We start from the raw sequence: 20,974 nt of genomic DNA on the forward strand, positions 1-20,974 counted from the left end.
CATTAATCTTGCAAAAACCTTAACATCAGTTAGTCGTAATGAGTTGAACTAATGATGGAGGGATAGAGGCAGCCGGGTGAAATGTTCTTCCGATCGCTGTTGCTCCCGGATTTCTTGATGAATTAAATTCAGATAAGGTAGAAGTCCGGTAACAAAGGCGAACGCTACGCTTCTCCAGAATCATTTCACCCTCTTGCCTTTTCCCATCCTATGCTCTAGTTCAACTTGTTTGCCAGTGATGTTTCGCCTCTCCCAAAAAGGCAAAAAAAAGCCCCACCTTACTTTCAAACGTACAGACACATTTTTTTCCAGAGTATAGTTTTTCTTCTGTTTTGGTTCTACATTTTTTTAGTAATAGATCATCCGTAGTTTCTCCAAACGTTCTGGATGAATTCTTGGACGACCGCCCTTTTTCCTTCGGCCCTTACTCGTCCGCTGCGTCACTGGATGTAAACGGTCCAAAAAATCGGTCCACGCATTCGTTAAATACGCACGCATCTTCCTCGTCACTTGGCCAATGGGCAGATCCGGAGCGTAGAGATACCGGATTTCTTCACACACTACGTACGCCAGTAGGTTTAAATAAATCAGGTTCCATACCGCCTGTGGCTTGTTGTTGTATATTTTTTTCAGATGCAAATTTGACTTCATGAATTTAAAAAATAGTTCCACTTTCCAGCGGTAGTGATACATTCGGGCCACATCTTCCGCTTTTACATCCCAGCGGTTCGTTAGAACTCGCACTTGATGAACCTTGTGCTTATTGTCGATAAACTCAAACTCGACCAGTCGGAACACGCCGGTTTGTTGGCTATCCGGGTCCTTGATTTCTACTTCGGCATCCCGCTTGATGAAACTCCCCGCGACCTTGGACTGAAGCACCCGTACTCTGCTGTTGCTCTTAAGTCGGACCACAAAGTAAATCTGATTTCGATCCCAATGGAGGAATTGTCCGTAACAGATATAACCTCGGTCAAACAAATAGGTGGTTCCTGGCTCCCAAACAAGGTGTTCCAGCACTTCCGAGTCTAGGTCGGCCACCATCGCCGTGGAGAGTACGATGCCTTTTAGCCAGGCGCTTATCTCGCCGGTGAGATGCAGGCAGGTATGCATTTTTACCGCACTCTCTCCCGCTTGGCGTAATGCCCACTTCCCTCGCGGTAGGCTCAGAGTGATTGACGAGGAGTCTACCGCGGCCAGTCGCCCAAGTCCCTTGAGCTTTTTCGGTAGTGTAGGTCCCTGGTGATGCCACAGGTTTTTGAGACGCTGGAGGAACAAGTTACGAACACTGTCGGTTGGAATTTGCGCTAGTTTTCGATTTAAGGAGGAAGCATGGATCGACTCCAAGCCTACCCATTTTTGCAGCCACGGAGCACTTCGTAAATGCTCTGTGATGTTATCTAGTGAACTCCGTTTTTGCAAAATGGCCTCCAGAAAGAGAAGAATCGTGTTGCCAAAGCAAAGCTTCTTGGCGTAATGATCGCCACAGAGTAAACGCACATGGACATCCAACCAACCTAAGGCTTGACGAATCACGGATGGGTTAGGTATCTTTTTATTCAAGGAGACCTCCTTTCGTATGTGTCTGTACAATTCTACGATAACTGGGGTCTCCTTTTTTTGTAAATTATTCTTCTTACTTTTTATGTCATTTTTTTTGCAAGATTACTGCAAATCTGCAGGTATTTCTAGCGAATTTAGTGATAGGAGCCGGTTTCGTCAAAAATTCCTGCAGATTTGCAGGGATTTTCAAATTTGGGGCCCAAACAAGAAAAAAACATGCAGATTTGCAGGAATTCTATCATACAGAAAGTCCCGAACGACCTTTAATGGTACCTTCCTTTATCCTGTCCTATGGGCTTTGTCTTTTTCTTGATAGGAAAACAAATCTCGGTCAATAAATTGGCAGATTCGTCGGCCTCTTCAGGGGAGATATGATAGATATTAAATTGGGGGCCGTTCAGTTCATAATCATTATCTAAGATCCAATGAGCGACCGTTTCATTCACTTCACTAAGTTTGTTATAGTGTCCTTCGTAAATAAATGAAGCTACGGTTTGTTCATTTTCCGTTTTAATATTTGCTTCCCGCACATCTTCATAATCCCCTGAAATGCATTTTTGAACTTCAACATCAATTCTTTGATTTTGGACATCTTCCTCGTAAAAGACCGCTGTATTATAATGCGGGTAGCTTAGCCGTATATTCCGGGCACGAATGATCCTGGACAGTTTTGTCCATAACAGGGTTTCATCCTGATACTGCTTGATCTGTGCGCGTAAATAAATCACCCGTCTTTGCGGAATCTTCTTCGTCGTAACCGTATATTTTGATGCATCTTTCTGAGCGTTTAGATGTTTAATCATAGAGTTGATCAACAATATTTTACCTTGCTTCTCATTTATTTCCTCCTGCAATTGTACCGCTTGCATATTCAAGAACTTCATCAGATGAATGTCCTCATCATATTCATATAAAATCTTTTTAATGAGTTGCAGACTGAATCCCATGGTCTTTAACATGTTTATTTTGTTAGCTACTGCTAACTGGTGCTCATAGTAATACCGGTAACCTGTACTTTCATCAATAAAGCCTGGGGGAAGTAAATCAATGTCAGCATAATGCCTCAGCATCTTAGTGCTTAACTGCGAAAGTATTGAAAAGTCACTAATTCTAAGCATCGAAATCCTCCCCAACATGACTAGTTTCTGGTTTTTAATACATGTATTGCGATCAGAAATGCCAAAGCGCCCAGGATCAGAAATAATAAGAAGGTTCCTAGTATAGAGTTCCAGTTAATAAAGTTTTGTAAAATTAACTCCCTTATACAATTTATAACATAGGTGAAAGGGTTTAACGAGACCGGGATTTTGAAAGCAGCCGGGATATATTCATAAGACATCAGTGAAGTGCTCACGAAAAAGATGGGAAGTATCAATGTATTGACAATGGCCAAAAAGGAGTTTTCCGTTTTAAAAATCATACTAAGTGCATAGGAGAGGCTTGCTACAAAAAAAACGGTTAAGAATATTAAACCAATAATAAGTAGGCACCCGAGCACACCAGTTGCTATTTTGACGGACAGGAAAAAAGAAAAAATAAAGAGTATAAAAACTTCGATAAAAGTTAAAATAGCTGCATCAAAAATATGCCCTAATACAATAGAGTTTCTTTTTACAGGAGAGATGAATATTCGATAAAAAATCCCGTCGGATTTCCAGGAGTAGTTAGAAATTCCGCTCATACCGGATGAAGTTAGCGTTACGAGAATGAGAATTCCCGGAAGTGTATAAGCCGAATAATTATCACCAACATACGTTTCCGATTGGAACATCGTAGTAAATAACAGTAGCCAAATTAACGGCTGTATGAGTGTCATAATTATAGTTTCCATATTTTTAAACCGCCATTTTACATTTCTTAAGACGATGCTGAAGGTTCTCATTCTACTTCCTCCCCGTCAAATCAATTTATAAGCTCATCTTTATGGCTGACTAGTGAATTTCAGGAAAATATCGGATAACGAAGGATTTTGAATCTCTATGGCACAAAATCCAACATGATTCTCGGTTAATAATAAATTGGTTTTGGCGAAGCCTTCGGAGCTGTCATCTACAGAGATGTATAATGTCTTTTCCTCGACTCTTACGTGTTTGATAACGTCCTGAGCATTCAAACGTTCTACGATCGCAGCAATATCATCAACGGTATTAAGCTCAACTCGAATAACAGGTTCGCTGAAATATTTCCTAAGTTCTTCCATACTACCTTGAATTAGGGGTTGCCCGTCTTTCATAATACAAATGGTATCGCTTAGTAATTGGGCTTCTTCCAAATAATGAGTTGTCAAAAATATGGTCGTGTTAAACTTCTCTTGAATCGTCTTCATCATTTGCCACAAAATTTGTCTTGATTCTATATCCAAACCGACGGTTGGCTCATCCAAAAATAAAACTTTGGGATGGGATATCATACTCATGGCAATATCGAGCCGTCTTGCCACCCCTCCAGAATATTCGGAAACATTAAAATCACAATATTCAGTTAGGTGAAAGGCTTGAATTAGTTCTTCACTGCGAGCTTGGATCGTGGCAGAGTCCAGTCCGAACAGTCTGCCTTGAAACTGCAAATTCTCCTTAAGCGACATATGTTTGTCTATGGATGTATGTTGTGCGACACAGGAGATGCAGTTTCGGATGCTTTGGCTTTCCTTCTTTAGATGATACCCCATAATTGTGATTTCCCCGGAAGTCGGTAAGATGTAAGTGGTCAAAATGTTAATCAATGTTGATTTACCCGCTCCGTTTTGACCAAGCAGGGAGAATATTTCTCCCTGTGAGACCGTTAAGTTGAAATGGTTTAAAGCCTTTTTTCCGTTTTTGAATGTCTTATTCAGTTCTCTCACCGTAATAGCTTCCAATGATTTCACTCCCTTATTGGTTATGCAAAGCGATCATAAACTATCCTACAATAGGAAAGTCAAGGGGCCTATGTTGTCTAAGAAAGCTAAGTAAACGGAACAAATTACCAACTCCAGCGTCTAAAATAACGGGTTTCCAATTATAAACTAGTTTTGCGTATGCTTAGATATGGAAATGGTCTGCTTTTCGACCGAATTTTAACACTTGAATGGTGTGGGAAAGGAGATCAATATGAAGAAAAAACTTTCGGCAATCGTATTGTTGTTTAGTTTGGGTTTGGGATTGCTAGGAGCCTCCCCTATTAACGCTGCCAAAACTAGTAACAACAATTCCTATGAAATCAACCTCGATGGAGCTTTTATCCCGTTGGATGTACAGCCTTTTGTAAGCCATTCAAGTTTGTTGATTCCGATCCGTACCCTTTCCCCTTTAGGATTATCGTATAGTTGGAACGCTGCTTCCCAGACCGTGACGATTAAGAATCCGGCAGGAGATGTGTTAACCGTTACTTTGAACAACAAGATTGCCTCCAAAAACGGCAAATCGATTGAAATGGCTGTACCTGCTCAAAGCAAGAATGGCCGAGTGCTTGTTCCGATCCGCTTTGTTTCAGAAAGTATGGGATATGAGGTGCAGCATGAGTCCATTCGGGATATCATCTTTGTTCGTTCCCCCGACTATGCGTCGAATCCCGGTAATCCTGATCAGTCCGATCTGGTAGCTGCTCGTAGAGCGGCGATTTCGTTGCCGATAACGACCGACTTTAAAATCCTTGATTTCGGTAGAACAAAGCACTATCATTCCTACACTTTCCCAGTGGGAAGGGCGGATATGTATGAATTTTTTGATAGTTATATTTATACGATTGTGAAAATTGAAGATGGTAAAGCGATAGCCATAGGTCAATATACGATAGGCGACCGGTCCAACTTTTCGCACAAAGCCGGGAATATCACCGGGAAGAACACCTCCGACCCTGTTTTAGAGCCACTTTTGTTTGGCGTTAATTTTTATCGCCATTCGAACACTTCCATAATCGAGATTTCTTATTGGGAAGATCCCGAAACGGAACATAGGTCAATGAAGTCAATAACAAATTCAGGCTATAAGGTGTATTCCGATATCATACAGAAGGTCCCGAACGACCTTTAATTGAACTCCGTTGATCCTACTGAATGTGTTTTTATTTATAGGAAAGCATCACTTTGATCGCTCTTTCTTATTTAAGTTGCACCGCAACATTTCGGAATATTTTGAATCGAACGGTAAACTTGAGCTGTTCGATGGTCCGGCGAAAATTCTGCCACCGTTTATGAAAAACAATACGCTGTACATTCCAGTTTCAATGTTGCCGAAGATGAACATCAACTACAAGCGGAGCCAGGGAACCTTGCAGTTGACGAGGAATGAGATGTCAGCGAAGGTCTTGCACCCTGTCTATACGACAGAAGCGGGGCGTATCACGTTCAGTTCATTGATTCAAAAGGGGTACGGAGATGTTTTTTTAATGGAAAGCTTGGGTCCTGCCGGAATGTTAGCCGTTCCAGATAGTAGAGGGTCAAAGACCAACGACAAACCGATTAAAATGGGAAATCGTGAATTTAATCGGGTTAAGTTTTCCGTTGATCTCCGTCCAGGACCGAATCCGCTGGGGATTTACTCCAGTGACAATCCATCTGCAGACATCATCGTCAATCGAATTGTTAAAAGATCCATCCTTGATTCCTGTCCGATATACCCATGATACGTATGCGAATAATCTCGTGTTTAATAAACCAACACAAGGCTACCTTCGGGTACAGGCTGGAGAAGCCATAGAAGTTAGCGGGTCTGTCATTACGGATTCTATTCAGAGTCTTGGATGGGAATTGATGAAGTTTCAGAATGGAGACTATCAAACAAGCAGCAACCGAACAGTCTTTCAGATGAACGAGAATAGGGAGTTTAGCGAGTCGATTGTGATCCACGAGCCTGGTAGTTATTTGATTGATATTCGTAATATGAACATATTCGTTGGTGGAGAGTCATCGCCGTACAGCTCTGAGAAAGTGGCGGAGATTGCGGTTGAAGTACTGCCGAAAAGGCAAGTAGCGGGGAGAACTAAGTAGTGCCCCGTCAGACGAACTTGATCACATTGAATTCCTGCAGATTTGCATCTTTTTGGAGTTGGAAGGGTTGGAAAGGTTGGAAAGTGCGCAAGGCACCTTGATCGCCGTGGGCTAAAAACGATTTGATGTCTGTGGGCGTGAGACGGCGTACTTAGCGAGCACCTCCCTCCAAATCAGAGTTGAAGCAGCGTATCCTCATTTTCTCCTACTACGATGTCCGATGAGGCAGAAGTATACGTATGCAGGGCTATCCATCGGATAGCTCTTCTATTTTTAAGATGGGTGTTTTATAGTATATTGAAGCCTTTCTTCCCTTGACGGAGAAGGGCCTTTTTGCATGGCCTCGCCGAGAACACAAGAAGAACACAACTTTTGTCTACAATTGTCAAAAGCGGCCGGAAAAAATTGGACACGCCGGAGTTTAAGCCGAAATGATATGGAGTGATTTATAATGAAAAAAGTATTTCCGTCCGTGTTGACGCTGGGCAATCTATTATTGGGTTTTTCGGCTATTTTATTCATATACCAGGGTCAAACCGCAGCTTCCATGATGCTGATTTTGCTGGGGTTGTTCTGTGATTTTTTTGACGGTTTTTGCGCCAGAAAGCTGAACGCCGTCTCGGAAATGGGCAGGGAGCTTGATTCGCTGGCCGACCTTGTCACCTTTGGCATCGCCCCCGCCGCACTGGCCTACGTCACTTCGCTGCATGAAATCCGAGTATTGGGAGCGGCCAGTTGCTTGGCATATGTCTGCTGTGGTGCCCTGCGTCTGGCGCGCTTTAACACGGCGCAGAGCCATATGCCGGGCTTTGTCGGCATGCCGATCCCGCTGGCGGCCATCTTGCTCATTGTGCTGTTGACCCTATCGCTAAACCCGATGCTGGTGGCGTTCGGAGCGCTGCTGCTTAGTTTGCTGATGGTCAGCAGGCTTTCTTTTCCCAGCTTGAAAAAAATAAAGCCCGAAGTGGCAGAGGATTGCTGATGGCTTCGGCGCTTCAATTTCTGTCGGATTACGGGTACGTTGCTATACTCTTTCTCTTAACGCTGGGGATCGTCGGCTTGCCCATACCGGATGAACTGCTGATGACCGCGGTTGGATATTTGACTTTAATCGGTACGATGAAGCTTCCCTATGCGCTGTTCTTTAGCTTTGTCGGCGCGCTGAGCGGCATGCTCATCAGCTACTTGATCGGTAAAAGAGCCGGCCGTCCCTTTCTGGACCGCTTCGGGAGATGGGTGGGGTTAAAGCCGCACCGGATCGCCAAGGTCGAAAGATGGATGAATAAATACGGCCCTTTCTCCATCGTGATCGGCTATTTTATTCCCGGACTTCGGCATGTCACCTGCTACTTGTGCGGAATAAGCCGAATGCCGCTGCGAAAATACTGTCTGTTCGCGTCGATCGGCGCCTTTTTTTGGTGTTTGATTTTTATCATGGCGGGAAGAATTCTGGGGTTTGCCCACTAACGGGTAGAGGGATCTTTAATATTAGGATAAACGGCGTTGCCAAAGAAAAATAGAAGGGCCGTCGGAAAGGAGAGCGCGGTTTTGACGAAGAAAGTACTGATTGTTGAGGACGAACATCGAATCCGGGAGCTCATCTCCGATTATTTTGTTGCCCAAAGCTGGGAGGTGTGCCAGGCGGGGGATGGCGAGGAGGGGCTTTACGCGTTCGAGACGGAAATGCCGGATCTTGTGATTCTCGACCTGATGATGCCCGAGATGGACGGGTGGGAACTGTGCCGCCAAATTCGCCGGCGCTCCGGTGTCCCTATCATTATTTTAACTGCGGTATCCGGGGATGAGCGTCAGATCGAGGGTTATGAATTGGGAGCGGATGATTATGTCACCAAGCCATTTAGCCCCAAAGTGCTTGTCTCGAAGGCTGAAGTGCTGATGAAGCGAATCGACGGCCAACTCACGCCCAATCCGTATGCGCCGGTGGGCTGCGGCGTTATGCTGCATATTTATAATCGGCGCTTGGAAAGGGACGGGGAGTTGATCGACCTGACACCTAAGGAGTATGAACTCCTGCAGTTACTGCTGCGCAACCGGGGGATCGTGCTGCCGCGGGATACGATTTTGAGCCACACTTGGGGGCCGGATTACGAAGGGGATATCAGGGTCGTGGATACGCACATCAAGAAGCTGCGAAGCAAGATGGGACCGGCTGCAGACTGTATCCGGACCATATTCGGGATCGGGTACATTTATGAGGAAGCTCCATGAAGCGATTCGGCATAACAACCAAGCTCTTTATCGCTACGGCTGTCATCTTTATTCTTTTTTATGTGATCGTGCTCTTATGCCAGCTCCTGGTTTTCCCCGAATTTTATGAGCACCGCAAGATGCACAAGTTGGAACGGGCGGCGGTGTCGTTAGCGGCGATATACCAAAAGAACCCGAAAGCGGCCCGTGAGCCGTACTCGAAGACTTGGCTTCAGATGCACAAGAATGGAGCCGATTTTACATTGACGGATTTTGCGGGGAATTTGACGATCGATGACCCCTTTCGTATGCGGATGATCCGCGAGGACGGCAAGGTGATTGACGTCTCGCTATCTTATTTCGTCAGTGCTTACAGGCAAGATTTAAAGCGCATGAACATTAATGTTGGAGAGGAAGTGGAGTTACGGGGAGAGTTCGTCGAGGGTACAGGCAGCATCACCTTTTATCCGCATTATCTCAAAAAAATCGATGAAAGAAATGCGGCCCTCTTTCAAGAGATCGGAAAGATCGAGGCGGGAGGTATGGAATCCGATGTGGTGAGAGGCAAAGTGGAGAAGATCAGCATCCCCAATCTCAGTAAAGCGGGCATACGTCTAGGTGTTCTCTATTCGGCCATGGACGAATTTTTTCCGCTGTCGACAGCGTATACGGAACAATTAAGGAGAATGGAACCGGTTGAGCAGAGGTGGACCGATCCGTGGACCGGGAGCCGAAATGGGATTATTATGCAGCCGGTACTCGGTCCGGACGGCGGGGTAAAAGTGCTGTTCCTCGTAACTTCACTGCAGGAGATCAAGGAGACGAATAGCGCGCTGCGCCTGTTCTATGGGTATCTGGGCCTCGGCGGTTTCATATTGATCATGCTGCTTTCCATCTTTTATTCCCGTATGCTCACACGTCCCCTTTTGCTGCTGAACAAGCGGGCTGAGGACATGAAGCAATTGAATTTTTCCGGGGGGAAGCCTATTCAACGTAAAGATGAACTGGGCAGCCTATCTAATACTCTATTTGAATTGTCCAGCAAGTTGGAGAGGACGCTGGGGGAACTGAATGATACGAATGCCCGCTTAAGAAGGGAGATCGAACAGAACAAAGAGCTGGAACAGCTGCAGAAAGACTTTTTCGCCAACGCCTCGCATGAACTCAAGACGCCGATCAGCATTGTGCGGGGATTCGCGGAAGGCCTGCGGGACGGAATCAGCGCGGGGCGGCAGGATCATTATGTCAGCGTAATTCTGGAGGAGAGCGAAAAAATGGAGCGACTCGTTCAGGATATGCTGGATCTGTTACGGCTGGAGTCGCCTACCGTCAAACTCTACAAATCTCCGATTCTGCTCGGAGAACTTACGGAGGATATGCTGGAGAAGCTCGTGTATCAGTTGCGGGAAAAGAGGCTTACCGCCCGGGTCAATCGGGATGGCGAACGGGAAATTATGGCGGATGCCGCCAAGATGGAACAGGTTGTGATGAATTTGTTGACCAATGCCATCCGCCATGCCGAAGAGGGCAGCACCATCCAGATCCGCGTCTTCGCAGAAGGCGAAGCCTGTGTCTATTCCATCCATAACAAAGGCGAGGCGATTCCGGACGCTTACCTGAAACGAATTTGGGAGCGATTCTTTCGGGTAGAACCATCAAGGGACCGCAAAAGCGGAGGAACGGGCCTCGGACTCGCTATTGTCAGACGGATTTTGGAGCTGCATGAGTGTGATTACCAGGTGGAGAACAGGGACGGCGGTGTCAGGTTTTCTCTTAAGTTTTGGAAATGATCTTAACTTGAGCCAAGGGGGCTTCGCGTAGTAAGCTTAATGAAGAATCAATGAACTATAGGGAGGCTTGTGATCAAACGATGGATCTGGAATCGGTGATGCAGGAACTCGAAGCGCTCGGCAAGGAACGGCTCAAAAAAATGTACTTATCCAATGGCGCTCGTGAACCGCTATTTGGCGTGGCCACAGGAGAAATGAAACCTCTCTTCAAGAAGATCAAAATCAATCAGCCGTTGGCCGAGCAGCTATACGCTACGGGAAATTACGATGCGATGTATTTTGCCGGCATCATTGCCGATCCGCAGGCGATGACGGAAGCGGATTTTGAGCGCTGGATGGATGGGGCTTATTTCTATATGCTGTCCGACTATGTGGTGGCGGTAACCTTGGCGGAAACGGAGATTGCCCAAGAAGTTGCCGACAAGTGGATCGCCAGCGGCGAAGAGCTGAGAATGTCGGCGGGCTGGAGCTGTTACTGCTGGCTGTTGGGGAGCCGGCCGGATAGTGAATTTTCCGAGAGCAAACTTGCCCGTATGCTTGAAACTGTGGAAAAGACGATTCACGGGGCTCCCGAACGAACGAAGTCCGCAATGAACAATTTTATATACACTGTAGGCGTATCGTACTTGCCGCTCCATCATCAGGCGGTCGAGACCGCCAAGGCCGTCGGACCGGTGGAAATGAAACGGGACAACAAAAAGAGCAGCTTCCTGCAGGCTTCCGACAATATTCAGAAGACCCTAGACCGGGGGAAGCTTGGATTTAAACGGAAATATGTACGGTGTTAAACCGGAGGTTAGCGCTTCGGTCAACCGCCAGATGCACAAAAGTAAGACTTTGAGGTTCATCCTCACATCATTCAAGAGTATTAAGAGGAACTTTTGCTAGGAAAAATTTCATATCCCTTTCCTGTGTAATTTGAAATATAATAAAAAGAACTTTATAAAAATAAACTGGGGGAGCCATTCTATGCAAACATCGCAAAATTACCCAGTGCAGGGAAGAAATGATCGTTTTTCCTCAACTGGTTTTATATTGGCCGCCATCGGCAGTTCCGTGGGTCTGGGTAATATGTGGAAATTCCCGTATATTACGGGTGAAAACGGAGGAGCCGCATTCTTTCTGTTGTTCATCGTCTGTTTGATCTTGATCGGTTTGCCTTTGCTTTTGGCGGAACTGGCGATCGGACGAGCAGGCCGAGGCAGTGCGTCCACGTCGTTTGTAAAAGCCGGCGGCTCGAAAATTTTCGGTCGTCTCGGTTTGCTGCAGGTGATCGCACCTTTTCTTATTCTAACCTTTTATGTCATCGTTGCCGGCTGGACGCTCCATTATGCCGTGCAGTCCTTTAACGGAAGTCTGTACAGCAATTCCGACTATAGTGGACAATTCAGCTCGTTTTCCCAAGGCTACATGCCGATCGTTTGGCAGATCGTGGCTATCCTGATCACCGCGTGGGTTGTGGGTAAAGGGATCTCCGGAGGCATCGAAAAATTCAACAAGGTGCTGATTCCCGGCCTGATCATTCTCCTAATCGTATTGATGATCCGGGCCGTAACCTTGCCCGGAGCCGGAGCTGGCGTATCCTTTTTTCTCCATCCTGATTTCTCGAAATTAAGCCCGGAAGCCGCATTGGTGGCGCTGGGACATGCCTTTTTCTCCCTGTCGCTCGGGATGGGTATTCTGCTTACCTACGGGGCTTATGTGGACAAACGTCAATCTCTCGGTACGGCTACCCTCGCGATTGGAGCCGGGGACTTGATCTATGCGTTCATTGCGGGGTTGATTATTTTCCCGACAACCGCCTCTTTCGGCATTGAACCCGATGCGGGTCCGTCCCTGGTCTTTATAGCGCTTCCCGCCGCGTTCTCGGCGATGCCGCTGGGAGCATTCTTTGGAGGGCTGTTCTTCGTACTGCTGGCGATTGCGGCGTTAACTTCCGCGGTATCGCTGCTTGAAGTCCCGGTATCCTACGTTATGGACCGTTGGGGATGGGGACGTGTGAAGTCCGTGGTGATCGTCAGCACGCTGGTACTGTTGATCGGGCTTCCTTCCGTCTTGTCCTTTGGAATCGCGCCGGCCTTAACGGATATGGGTGGGAAAAACTTCTTTGACTGGCTCGATTTCATCACAGCGAATATTCTACTTCCGATCGGCGGTCTTATCACTACCGTTTTTACTGGATACTTCTGGAAAAATGCTGCGGAGGCCGCGGGGCTCAAAGCGGGCTGGTTCCGGATATGGCTGTTCATGCTCCGGTATATTGCTCCGGTGCTCGTGTTCCTGGTGCTGCTGCATACAACCGGAATTCTTAAATTTTAGTAACAAAGACCGCTCTCCACGCAAATGGAGAGCGGTCTTTTTCTGCCGGTTGCCTGATTATAAGTGTAGCCGGCTTGTTGTTCTACACAAGCAAAACCCGTGTCACCTACAAAAGTTCATTATACTGAACATCGACTGGCAATCTGCCATTCCTCATATCATCCGCAAGAAACGACACGTTTACTTTGCCGGACTAGCAGCCCGCCTACCGCCGAATCTGATACACCTCTCCGCATAATCTGCCCTTTATCTGAAGCCGGTCACCTGCCGCCAAATCGGGAATGTCCAGTCCCCGGATCAGAATTTCTTGTTCAAGTTCGTCCACATAAAGAGGGAAGGCAAGCTCGCCCGTATCATACTGGAATAATCTCGGGACTTGGCCAATTACGATATGCTCGGACCTGTCTCCTACGAGGTTCATATGCGGACCGGCGCCTCCCTCCATTTTTTTATATTCCAAAGGGCTGAAAGTCCTATTCTCCATATACAAGGAAACGACCAATCGGTCATGAACCCGGGTCAGATCCGTATGTCCCCCTTCAAGGGCAAAATCCCCGGGACAAAAATATTCAAATTGAAATTCAAAAGGGGGATGCGCTTTTTTTACCGTTAAATCCCTCACGTTGCCGCCCAGCTTGACCTTGGTGATCACGCAATCGAACGGATCATTCCGTTCCAGTTCCGCTCGTCTCTCCAATATTTGGCGCCCCAGCCATTTCAGGTAATACTCGGAAAAAGAATCGCTGACTTTATGGATACCTTGTCCATGACAAGTATCTATGTAGTAGAGTTGACCGGCCAATTCACCGGAAACAATCATCACGATATAATACCCGCATCCGTCATGGTGCAGGGTAATCGTGCCTTGCAGCGCTTTGCTATAGAGCCGGTTATAGTGCTCGTCCGCCGCATCATCATCCATGTCGCTATCCCAATCTTCGTAGTCCTCATGAAATGCCTTATTGCAGCTGTCCGCACTGAAAGGGCGGCTCATATAATCGAGTTCCGTTTTCTCCTGCAAGCAATATTCCATGCAATCCTTGGCATGTGACAGAGATAAGGGGAATTGCCGCTTCTTGGCGGCTCCGTCTCCAATATGGATCAGAAAATCCCGATAGTCCTGCGGGAGTGTGGTGCCGGCCGCCGCCTCAAACTCTTCAACCTGGCTTTCCGATAATCCCTCATTAAGGACATAAGGGCATTCCCCTTGATACAAGTCCTTATACTCATTCAGCAGCATGTTGACGGTTTGGATAAATTCACTCGGCTGGGGCGGTTCGGCGTTTTTGCGGAATAAACTTTTAAAATGATCCATCATGGTTTTACTCGCTCCTATGTATATATTCTAAGTTCTTATTTTACAGGATCGTGGCAGGACATGTCTTGTGGCCTTTCCAAGTAAATATCCTCGTCTAAAAAAGTCCATGATAAAGTCCACGATATGGAAGCGCCGTGATTGTTCTTATATTACACTCATGTTATATTACACATATGAAATACCAATTATGAGGGGTCTCGCAATGAACCAACTTTCGAATGTTGAATTTATGCTGCTGCAACTTATCGCGGAATGCAATCAAGCGTCAGGTTACGACATTAATAAGTTAATCGATCAACGCGGCTATCGGGAATGGGCGAATATCGGCACGACTTCGGTTTACGCAGGACTGAAGAAATTGAACCATAAAGGATTGATCGAGTCCGAGGATTCAGGTGAGAAGTCCGGCAAGGGACCTATGCCGATCCGATTTGTCCTAACGGAAGCCGGGATGACCACGCTGAGGAATGAAATCATCGCCGGCCTTTCATCTTCGCGAGAGCGCGATAACCGATTCGATCTCGGGCTTGCCGCTTTACCTTTTATCGATAAGGATGAAGCGATTGAAGCATTGCGGAATCGGCAGGTTGTGCTTGGAGAGGCTTTACAACATATAAGACAGAAGTACGAATCGCAAGGCTCCATTCGATTACCGCTGTACGTAAGGGCGCTATTCCTTCATCCGATGAGTCTTATTGAGAGCGAGCAAGCGTTCGTTGCAAAAATAATCAACGAATTGTTGGAGGAGACGAGAGATCATGACTAAAATCATTGAAGGTTTCACCCCTTTTCAAGGGGAACATTGCGAGACGACAACCATGGGCAATTTACTTCAATTTGCAGGAGTCCGACTATCGGAGCCGATGTTATTCGGCCTTGGGCAAGGGTTGGGATTCATTTATTGGGATTCGAAGGGAATGGACTTTCCTTTTATTGGGGGAAGGGCGAAGCCGGATGAAATCACTGCTTGCATAGCATCCCGGCTCAACATCACCGTCAAGACGCAAGAAACCTCGTCCGTCGAAAAAGCGTGGCGGAATGTACGGAGCTTCATCGAAAGCGGAATTCCTGTGGGGCTTAAGTTGGACTCCTATTATTTGGATTATTTCACGAACAAAGTGTACTTTGCCGCCCACTATGCAGTGATATATGGCATGGATGACGAATACGCGTACATGGCGGATACTAGACAACAGGGAGGACCTGTGAAGACGAGTTTGGCTCATTTGGCGATGGCTAGAAACGCAAAGGGACCCATGAGCTCCAGGAATCGTTCCTTTACGATCGAGCCGATCGGCACCCTTCCGCCGCTTATCCCCGCTATACGTTCATCCTTAACCCGGAATGCCCAAGACTATTTGAATCCGCCCATTCGAAATATGGGGAATAAAGGCATTATGAAAATGAGCAAAGAAATCCTGAAATGGCCTTCCCGCAGCAACCATTTTGAGCATGATCTATGCTTGACTGCGTTATTGATGGAAAGAGCGGGAACGGGCGGCGCTTTGTTTCGAAATCTGTATCGGGATTTTCTAAAAGAATGCGTCGATCTGTTCGGAGACCCAAAAGTAGAACAGGCATACCTGATGTTTACTGAAATCGCTCCATTGTGGGTTAACGTTTCTTCATTGATCGACCTTGCGGGTAGAACGGGAAACGAGCAGGAGTTAAACCAGGCTTCCAAGCTTTTGCTCGAGATTGCGGATAAAGAGCGCGTAGCCATGGGATTATTATGTAACTAAAGGGCTGAGTTCCTGGGCAAGAGGTACCGTCTGGCCTCGGACGACCTTGATTATCACGAATTCCTGCAAATCTGCATGTTTTTTTTTCTGTTCGGGACCAAAATTTTAAAATGTCTGCAAATCTGCAGGAATTTTCGACGAAACCGGCTCGTTTCTCTAAAATCGCTAGAAAAACCTGCAGATTTGCATCTTTTTTTGTTTTATCACGGAAATCGGCTTAAATACCTGCAGATTCGCATCTTTTTGGGAGGGGATACCCATCATCAGCAAATTTCATTTAGAGAGTGTCGGAAAAGAGGAAGACATTTACGCGCCAAATGGTTAGGCAATTTCAGGCTTTGGCCAGTTTGCTTTGACAAATGATCGAGTGGAGTACCATTTCAGAGAGGAGGACATGAGCTTAGAGGTAGCGGAGTCGTATATCGAACAGGGGTTAAATGCTCTGCCTGATGAGGCAATTGATCAATTATGCGAAAAGATGTGTGCCTGGAAAGATGAGATTCTGACCGATACTTATCCCAATTTGGGAAGAGCCGAGGGATTGTTGGAGGCTCAGGGGAGGAGTATTATACCTTTTATTTCGATAAGCGACATTCATATCTATAGAAATCCCTATGATCCACAGGATCCCCAGTTTGGAGCGGTCCTTTCCGCCGGAATGGAATGGGATTATGAAGACGGGATTGAAATAATGATTAAGGGCCAGGAAGTTCTCGAGGTGCGGGAGTTTCTGGGTTACGGGGAACATTCCATTTGGGATGAAGACGACTATAGGGAATAGTGGGGGGGGCTTTTACGAGGAATCCATGAATATCAAACAATTTCGCCATGATTTGGCCCGAGGCTTGGGGAGTATTATCCTTTATCTGAAGCAATCACCGACACTTTCCGATAAGTACGTTGAAGCTATATATGAGGCTTGCATAAAAAATACGGCCTATGATCCCCAATGTGATATTAGCAGGGAGAATTATCTTTGGGAGGCCATACAGCTATCTAAAGCGTCCGATTCATTGCAAGAAAGAATTCTTAGAACGTTGGAGAGCGATATTGAAGAAGACGATTGGGACTTTTTGCAGGTTTATCGGTTAGCAAAGCTTTTTGCTTTAAATGGCAACCCGACAGCTCTGGCAACCATGAAAAAAGCGTTCCGTTACCGCGAAGGCTGGAATGGTTTCCTTGGCGGTGAGGAGATTATTGAAGCTGGAGGTGAGCAAGGCTTTTTATTTGTAGCAGAACAAATCGGTAAGGGGATATTGTCCTCGGACTATATAGCGGATAAATTTCTTTTGGAATTTGCTTATGAGCACTTGGGAAAAGACAACGTAAACGGGCTGCTGGTGAGCCGGAAGCATGCGAACATACAGGCGTTTTTGCGTTCGGCTACCCGGGAACCCAAAGAGGATTTGTCCTCAAAGCCGATTCACGAAGCGTCTTATGATGAGTTGAAGGCATCCCTGGGAAACTTATGGCGTCCCCTGTACTCTTATCTTAAATGGGGCATGAAGGCCACGGAAGAAGACTTATTAAGAGCGGCTAATGATCTGCTGAAAGAGAAAAATACGAAAAAGCTAGAAGCATATTTATATATATTTGGAGGCAGGGTATTTCCGCTTGATCCCCAAAAAATAATGGATTTTCTACAATCGAAGCATCCCCGTCTTCGATCGGCGGCGATTCGCGTACTTCACAATATGAAGGATGAGCGCATTCATAGGCTTGCTATCCAGCTTATGGGTCAACAAAGCACAGAACTTGAAGCGCTGAATCTTTTTATTCATAATTTTATGGAAGACGATCTACAGTTACTGGAGCGCGTTGTATTTAAAAGACGTAACAAGGACTCGTTTCATAACGTTGGCTTCAGTATATTGAAGATCTTCGAGAAGAATCCAACCCTTTCATGTCAAAAGATTCTAATCGAATTGTACCAAAGAGGGCTATGTTCTATTTGTCGTAAGCGCTGTGTAGCGATCATGATCGCTAATCACATCCTGCCCACATCTTTAAGAGATGAGATAAAGTATGATTGCAATCCGGAGATCCGGAATCTCCTAGAATAAAAGCTCAAGCGCCGGGCTTCCCTTACCGACGCTTGAGCTTATTTTCTTTTGTACACCTTTTCCGAGGGAACTTTGACTTTCGGCAAATTGACCGGGGTACAAAAAAAGGATATAGTTTTGATATACAGAAAATACCATCATATACAATATTGTTTATGGGGTGGTTGGGTTGAGTTCATCTACGATACTTGCAGAAGTTACGCAATATATCAAACAAAATGACTTGAACATCAGCCAGTTTGCCAAGAAGCTGGATATTAATGTGGGAACAGTCAGTTATTTGATTAACGGGAATCGCACCCTAACCGTTGATCATTTGGACCGAATGACAGAGGTATTGGGACTTCCTAAAGGACATTTCTATGAAAGATATCTCGAAGAATATTTGCAGGATATAAACCCCGACTGGCGCCGAATCGGCCCCTTCCTTCATAACTGTGCAACGCTGGGCAAGTTGGACTGTGTTCGGCAAATCGTTAGTTTATTACTGGACGATTTAATGTACTCCAACCCTTTATTTGAACTGGCAGAAGAGTTATTTAAAAATGGTAATTTTGATGCGGCAGAAATACTGTACGAAAATGTGGCGATGAGCGAGAAAAAGCAGTATTCTGAGCGGCTAGCCTTATGTCAGTACAGGCTGTTCAAAATTCGAATCGGCGAAGACCAGGTGAGAAATCTAAAATTTGCGCATCAATTTGAACCCTTTGTTGACCGATTGGATGAAGTTCTACAATTGGATGCGCTTAAGGATCTGGCTAACTTGTATCGTGCTCTACAGGAATGGGATAGGGTGGAAGCACTAGCTAAAGAGATGGGACATAAGGCAAAAATAATATATTACAGCGATAAACGGTCCGAGGAGGAATTCCAGGAAATTCAGCGTAAACTAAGCAGGCCGTTATTTGTCTACATTGCATACGAAAAACTGTTATGTGCGGATGTATGTGATGGCAGGCGTGATTATGAAAAGGCCTTACAGTACACCTATGAATACGCGGATTTAAGTTGGGTAAAAGAAACGGACGAAGATACCAAGTACTGGTTAGATTTATTTAAGAGATGGTCACAAGCTAATATTTATGTAAATAAACTTTTGAGCGGGGATATCGGTGTTCTCACGGATTATGTAGAGTATCTCCGTCAACATCCAGAGGAGATTTCACAGGGCATATTTAATATTCTGTTTGCCGCTAACAAATATCAAATGGATGTGGATCATATCTTTCAAGAATTTAGTTCGGAAATAGAAGCATATGAACGTCAGCAAACCTTTGATTTTTATATGAATCAGGTAGTACCTGATCACTATAACGAGTTTTTATACGACCTTACTTACTATTATACACATAAAGGTGATTATAAAAACGGATTCAATTATCTAATACAGGGCCTGGAAAATTCGGTTTTGATTAATAAAGAAGACAGCATTATTAAGTTTATGGTACTATTTGAACAGGTAAGACATATGGCAACGGAAGAATTGTGTTCACAATATAAAAACATAGTTAGTGAGGTGCGTCGGTATCATGAAAAATAGAATGATTATGGCTCTAGCAACGGTATGTTTATCTCTAATACTGGTTACCCCGAGTCTAAGTTACATTGGCCAACCTACATCAACAGTTGTTACAACTTCTGGCCACCAGCATGGTGGCGTGTAAAATGATATTATGACTCCATCAACCCAAAGCCTATTAGACATGCCTTTGTCTAATAGGCTTTATTTTTTGCGGCTGGTGCCCATCAGACAACCTGGATAACATCGAATTCCTGCAAATCCGGCTAGGCCCCCTTAATCCGGAGTCCTACCCTACAATGTTTATGAATTCACAGGATTGCTCCTTATTCTGCCGTATTACACCGCTCTATGAAAGGCAGAGGTGTCTTCCAGTGTCCTCACCCATATCGAGAACTTCGCTGGAGACATTTTTCTTAAGTTACCGTGAATTTTTCGGTTGTTGTAAAAGTCCATGTATTGGTCCAGCGCCTCATAAGCTTCATCGAGGGTCATAAAGTCCCTTTGGCTAAACAGATGGCGCTCCAGGACGCTGTGAAATGACTCAATGTAGGCGTTCATATTGGGGGACCGAGGTGGTATACGCTCATGAATAAGATCCAAGCTTTCACAGGTATCTCCAAATAGCTTGCTGACGAACTGCGGACCATTGTCTGTACGAACCACCGGCATGGGCTCGCCGGGCTCTATACGGTCTTGCAAGGCATACCATAAGGTTTGGACGACTTGTTTAGCTTCGCATACTGGGCCTCTATACTGCCCTACTACCATTCGGTCAAACACATCTATAATGCTGAGTACAAAAAAGAACCGTTCCTGCCCGATCGCGTATCCATATTTAATGTCCATTTGCCAAAGTTGGTTTGACCCCGTTATAACTCGATTTCTCGGTAATCGGCGAGGGTGGGAACGTACGCGCTTTCTAGGTTTCTGCAATATGTCTAACTCTTGGCAAAGTCGATAAGACTTCTTTTTGTTGAAGATGAGATCATACTTATCTCGAAGGGATTGGGCCAAAAACTTATAACCATAGACAAACTCTTCTCCTTCAAGGAGTTCGAGCAGCCATTCTTTGATTTGTGCGTCGCTAACTTTCTCACCTGTAGCCGTGTAAGAGTATCCAGGCACGGGACGACCTGCACGGCTTTCGGTTGGACGTTCTTCGCCTTTTTCTGCTGACTGGGCCAGTCGCTTTTTACGGTCGTAATACGTTGATTCTGACAACCCAAGAATGCGCAGCACAACAGCTGCCGGTTCCCCCCGCTTAATGAATGGGTCGGCTATTTCAAATTTTTCAGATAAGCGGGGTTTTGCTTTTTTAGCAACTCTCGCAAAATTTCGATTTCGAGTTCTTTTTCACCAAGGACCTTAACGGCCTTTTGGTAGCGTTGCTCTACCTCCTGCAGGCGTTGCAACTCTTGAACATGTTCGTCTGCCGCAGGAATTTCTTCAGGCGAAATAGAGTCCCGATGATCTCTAATCCAAC

Annotated in this window: 19 protein-coding genes and 1 pseudogene; 13 read left to right on the top strand and 7 right to left on the bottom strand. The window is 45.7% G+C overall.

Translation table 11 applies throughout. The features are described 5' to 3' along the window. Positions 1 to 348 precede the first annotated feature (348 nt). From V4U84_RS26660 to V4U84_RS26675, 4 genes are all read right to left on the bottom strand, one after another. A complete protein-coding gene (locus V4U84_RS26660; RefSeq protein WP_334077049.1) occupies positions 349 to 1,563 on the bottom strand; it encodes an IS4 family transposase in 1,215 nt (404 codons plus the stop codon). A 263-nt stretch (positions 1,564 to 1,826) separates the two neighbouring features. Then, on the bottom strand, positions 1,827 to 2,681 hold the full coding sequence (locus V4U84_RS26665; protein WP_334078242.1) for a MerR family transcriptional regulator: 855 nt from the start codon (positions 2,679 to 2,681) through the stop codon (positions 1,827 to 1,829). A 20-nt stretch (positions 2,682 to 2,701) separates the two neighbouring features. After that, positions 2,702 to 3,445, bottom strand: coding sequence for an ABC transporter permease (locus V4U84_RS26670; RefSeq protein WP_334078243.1), 744 nt, complete (start codon positions 3,443 to 3,445; stop codon positions 2,702 to 2,704). Between the two features lie 39 nt (positions 3,446 to 3,484). Continuing rightward, on the bottom strand, positions 3,485 to 4,420 hold the full coding sequence (locus V4U84_RS26675; protein ID WP_334075033.1) for an ABC transporter ATP-binding protein: 936 nt from the start codon (positions 4,418 to 4,420) through the stop codon (positions 3,485 to 3,487). Positions 4,421 to 4,652: 232 nt separating this feature from the next. Between V4U84_RS26675 and V4U84_RS26680 the strand changes: the two genes are divergently transcribed. The 8 genes from V4U84_RS26680 (at position 4,653) to V4U84_RS26715 (ending at position 12,846) form a co-directional block, all read left to right on the top strand. Further along, on the top strand, positions 4,653 to 5,573 hold the full coding sequence (locus V4U84_RS26680) for a copper amine oxidase N-terminal domain-containing protein (RefSeq protein ID WP_334078244.1): 921 nt from the start codon (positions 4,653 to 4,655) through the stop codon (positions 5,571 to 5,573). Positions 5,574 to 5,598: 25 nt separating this feature from the next. Continuing rightward, positions 5,599 to 6,165 carry a hypothetical protein gene (locus V4U84_RS26685; protein WP_334078245.1) on the top strand — a complete coding sequence of 189 codons (567 nt, stop codon included), beginning with the start codon at positions 5,599 to 5,601 and terminating at the stop codon, positions 6,163 to 6,165. Between the two features lie 815 nt (positions 6,166 to 6,980). Then, complete coding sequence (pssA, locus tag V4U84_RS26690) at positions 6,981 to 7,511, top strand: CDP-diacylglycerol--serine O-phosphatidyltransferase (protein WP_334075036.1); 531 nt, start codon at positions 6,981 to 6,983, stop codon at positions 7,509 to 7,511. Then, complete coding sequence (locus V4U84_RS26695) at positions 7,511 to 7,996, top strand: DedA family protein (RefSeq protein WP_334075037.1); 486 nt, start codon at positions 7,511 to 7,513, stop codon at positions 7,994 to 7,996. The genes pssA and V4U84_RS26695 overlap by 1 nt, the downstream gene beginning before the upstream one ends. An 81-nt stretch (positions 7,997 to 8,077) precedes the next feature. Beyond that, positions 8,078 to 8,758: a response regulator transcription factor gene (locus V4U84_RS26700; protein WP_334075038.1), complete on the top strand. Its 681-nt coding sequence runs from the start codon at positions 8,078 to 8,080 to the stop codon at positions 8,756 to 8,758. Next, positions 8,755 to 10,527: a sensor histidine kinase gene (locus V4U84_RS26705; RefSeq protein ID WP_334075039.1), complete on the top strand. Its 1,773-nt coding sequence runs from the start codon at positions 8,755 to 8,757 to the stop codon at positions 10,525 to 10,527. The genes V4U84_RS26700 and V4U84_RS26705 overlap by 4 nt, the downstream gene beginning before the upstream one ends. A gap of 80 nt (positions 10,528 to 10,607) precedes the next feature. Further along, positions 10,608 to 11,315 (top strand): DNA alkylation repair protein, encoded by a 708-nt coding sequence (locus V4U84_RS26710; RefSeq protein ID WP_334075040.1) that lies wholly within the window; start codon positions 10,608 to 10,610, stop codon positions 11,313 to 11,315. Positions 11,316 to 11,496: 181 nt separating this feature from the next. Continuing rightward, a complete protein-coding gene (locus V4U84_RS26715) occupies positions 11,497 to 12,846 on the top strand; it encodes a sodium-dependent transporter (RefSeq protein WP_334078246.1) in 1,350 nt (449 codons plus the stop codon). Between the two features lie 205 nt (positions 12,847 to 13,051). On the opposite strand, the gene V4U84_RS26720 is transcribed toward V4U84_RS26715, so the two are convergent. Next, on the bottom strand, positions 13,052 to 14,164 hold the full coding sequence (locus tag V4U84_RS26720; RefSeq protein ID WP_334078247.1) for an SMI1/KNR4 family protein: 1,113 nt from the start codon (positions 14,162 to 14,164) through the stop codon (positions 13,052 to 13,054). A gap of 202 nt (positions 14,165 to 14,366) precedes the next feature. Between V4U84_RS26720 and V4U84_RS26725 the strand changes: the two genes are divergently transcribed. The 5 genes from V4U84_RS26725 to V4U84_RS26745 all read left to right on the top strand — a co-directional run bounded on the left by V4U84_RS26725 (position 14,367) and on the right by V4U84_RS26745 (position 19,509). Then, positions 14,367 to 14,930: a PadR family transcriptional regulator gene (locus V4U84_RS26725; RefSeq protein ID WP_334075043.1), complete on the top strand. Its 564-nt coding sequence runs from the start codon at positions 14,367 to 14,369 to the stop codon at positions 14,928 to 14,930. Continuing rightward, entirely contained in the window at positions 14,923 to 15,906 is a 984-nt protein-coding gene (locus V4U84_RS26730) for a BtrH N-terminal domain-containing protein (protein WP_334075044.1), read from the top strand. The genes V4U84_RS26725 and V4U84_RS26730 overlap by 8 nt, the downstream gene beginning before the upstream one ends. A 394-nt stretch (positions 15,907 to 16,300) precedes the next feature. Beyond that, the gene (locus V4U84_RS26735) at positions 16,301 to 16,687 is read left to right on the top strand and encodes a DUF6985 domain-containing protein (RefSeq protein WP_334078248.1); all 387 of its coding nucleotides are present in this window, start codon (positions 16,301 to 16,303) and stop codon (positions 16,685 to 16,687) included. Between the two features lie 25 nt (positions 16,688 to 16,712). Beyond that, on the top strand, positions 16,713 to 17,969 hold the full coding sequence (locus tag V4U84_RS26740; RefSeq protein WP_334078249.1) for a hypothetical protein: 1,257 nt from the start codon (positions 16,713 to 16,715) through the stop codon (positions 17,967 to 17,969). A gap of 169 nt (positions 17,970 to 18,138) precedes the next feature. Next, on the top strand, positions 18,139 to 19,509 hold the full coding sequence (locus V4U84_RS26745) for a helix-turn-helix transcriptional regulator (RefSeq protein WP_334075047.1): 1,371 nt from the start codon (positions 18,139 to 18,141) through the stop codon (positions 19,507 to 19,509). A 318-nt stretch (positions 19,510 to 19,827) separates the two neighbouring features. On the opposite strand, the gene V4U84_RS26750 is transcribed toward V4U84_RS26745, so the two are convergent. Then, positions 19,828 to 20,730, bottom strand: coding sequence for an IS3 family transposase (locus tag V4U84_RS26750; protein ID WP_334074351.1), 903 nt, complete (start codon positions 20,728 to 20,730; stop codon positions 19,828 to 19,830). Positions 20,731 to 20,768: 38 nt separating this feature from the next. Further along, positions 20,769 to 20,974 (bottom strand): annotated as a pseudogene (locus V4U84_RS26755) (transposase); the annotation flags it as partial.

This window comes from Paenibacillus sanfengchensis (assembly GCF_036864765.1).
Taxonomy (GTDB): Bacteria; Bacillota; Bacilli; order Paenibacillales; family Paenibacillaceae; genus Fontibacillus; species Fontibacillus sanfengchensis.

Bases quoted from the DNA above. Each gene is read 5' to 3' on its own strand.
- V4U84_RS26665 (WP_334078242.1), bottom strand. From the start codon at position 2,681: ATGCTTAGAATTAGTGACTTTTCAATACTTTCGCAGTTAAGCACTAAG.
- V4U84_RS26670 (WP_334078243.1), bottom strand. From the start codon at position 3,445: ATGAGAACCTTCAGCATCGTCTTAAGAAATGTAAAATGGCGGTTTAAA.
- V4U84_RS26680 (WP_334078244.1), top strand. From the start codon at position 4,653: ATGAAGAAAAAACTTTCGGCAATCGTATTGTTGTTTAGTTTGGGTTTG.
- pssA (WP_334075036.1), top strand. From the start codon at position 6,981: ATGAAAAAAGTATTTCCGTCCGTGTTGACGCTGGGCAATCTATTATTG.
- V4U84_RS26695 (WP_334075037.1), top strand. From the start codon at position 7,511: ATGGCTTCGGCGCTTCAATTTCTGTCGGATTACGGGTACGTTGCTATA.
- V4U84_RS26705 (WP_334075039.1), top strand. From the start codon at position 8,755: ATGAAGCGATTCGGCATAACAACCAAGCTCTTTATCGCTACGGCTGTC.
- V4U84_RS26710 (WP_334075040.1), top strand. From the start codon at position 10,608: ATGGATCTGGAATCGGTGATGCAGGAACTCGAAGCGCTCGGCAAGGAA.
- V4U84_RS26715 (WP_334078246.1), top strand. From the start codon at position 11,497: ATGCAAACATCGCAAAATTACCCAGTGCAGGGAAGAAATGATCGTTTT.
- V4U84_RS26720 (WP_334078247.1), bottom strand. From the start codon at position 14,164: ATGATGGATCATTTTAAAAGTTTATTCCGCAAAAACGCCGAACCGCCC.
- V4U84_RS26725 (WP_334075043.1), top strand. From the start codon at position 14,367: ATGAACCAACTTTCGAATGTTGAATTTATGCTGCTGCAACTTATCGCG.
- V4U84_RS26730 (WP_334075044.1), top strand. From the start codon at position 14,923: ATGACTAAAATCATTGAAGGTTTCACCCCTTTTCAAGGGGAACATTGC.
- V4U84_RS26735 (WP_334078248.1), top strand. From the start codon at position 16,301: ATGAGCTTAGAGGTAGCGGAGTCGTATATCGAACAGGGGTTAAATGCT.
- V4U84_RS26740 (WP_334078249.1), top strand. From the start codon at position 16,713: ATGAATATCAAACAATTTCGCCATGATTTGGCCCGAGGCTTGGGGAGT.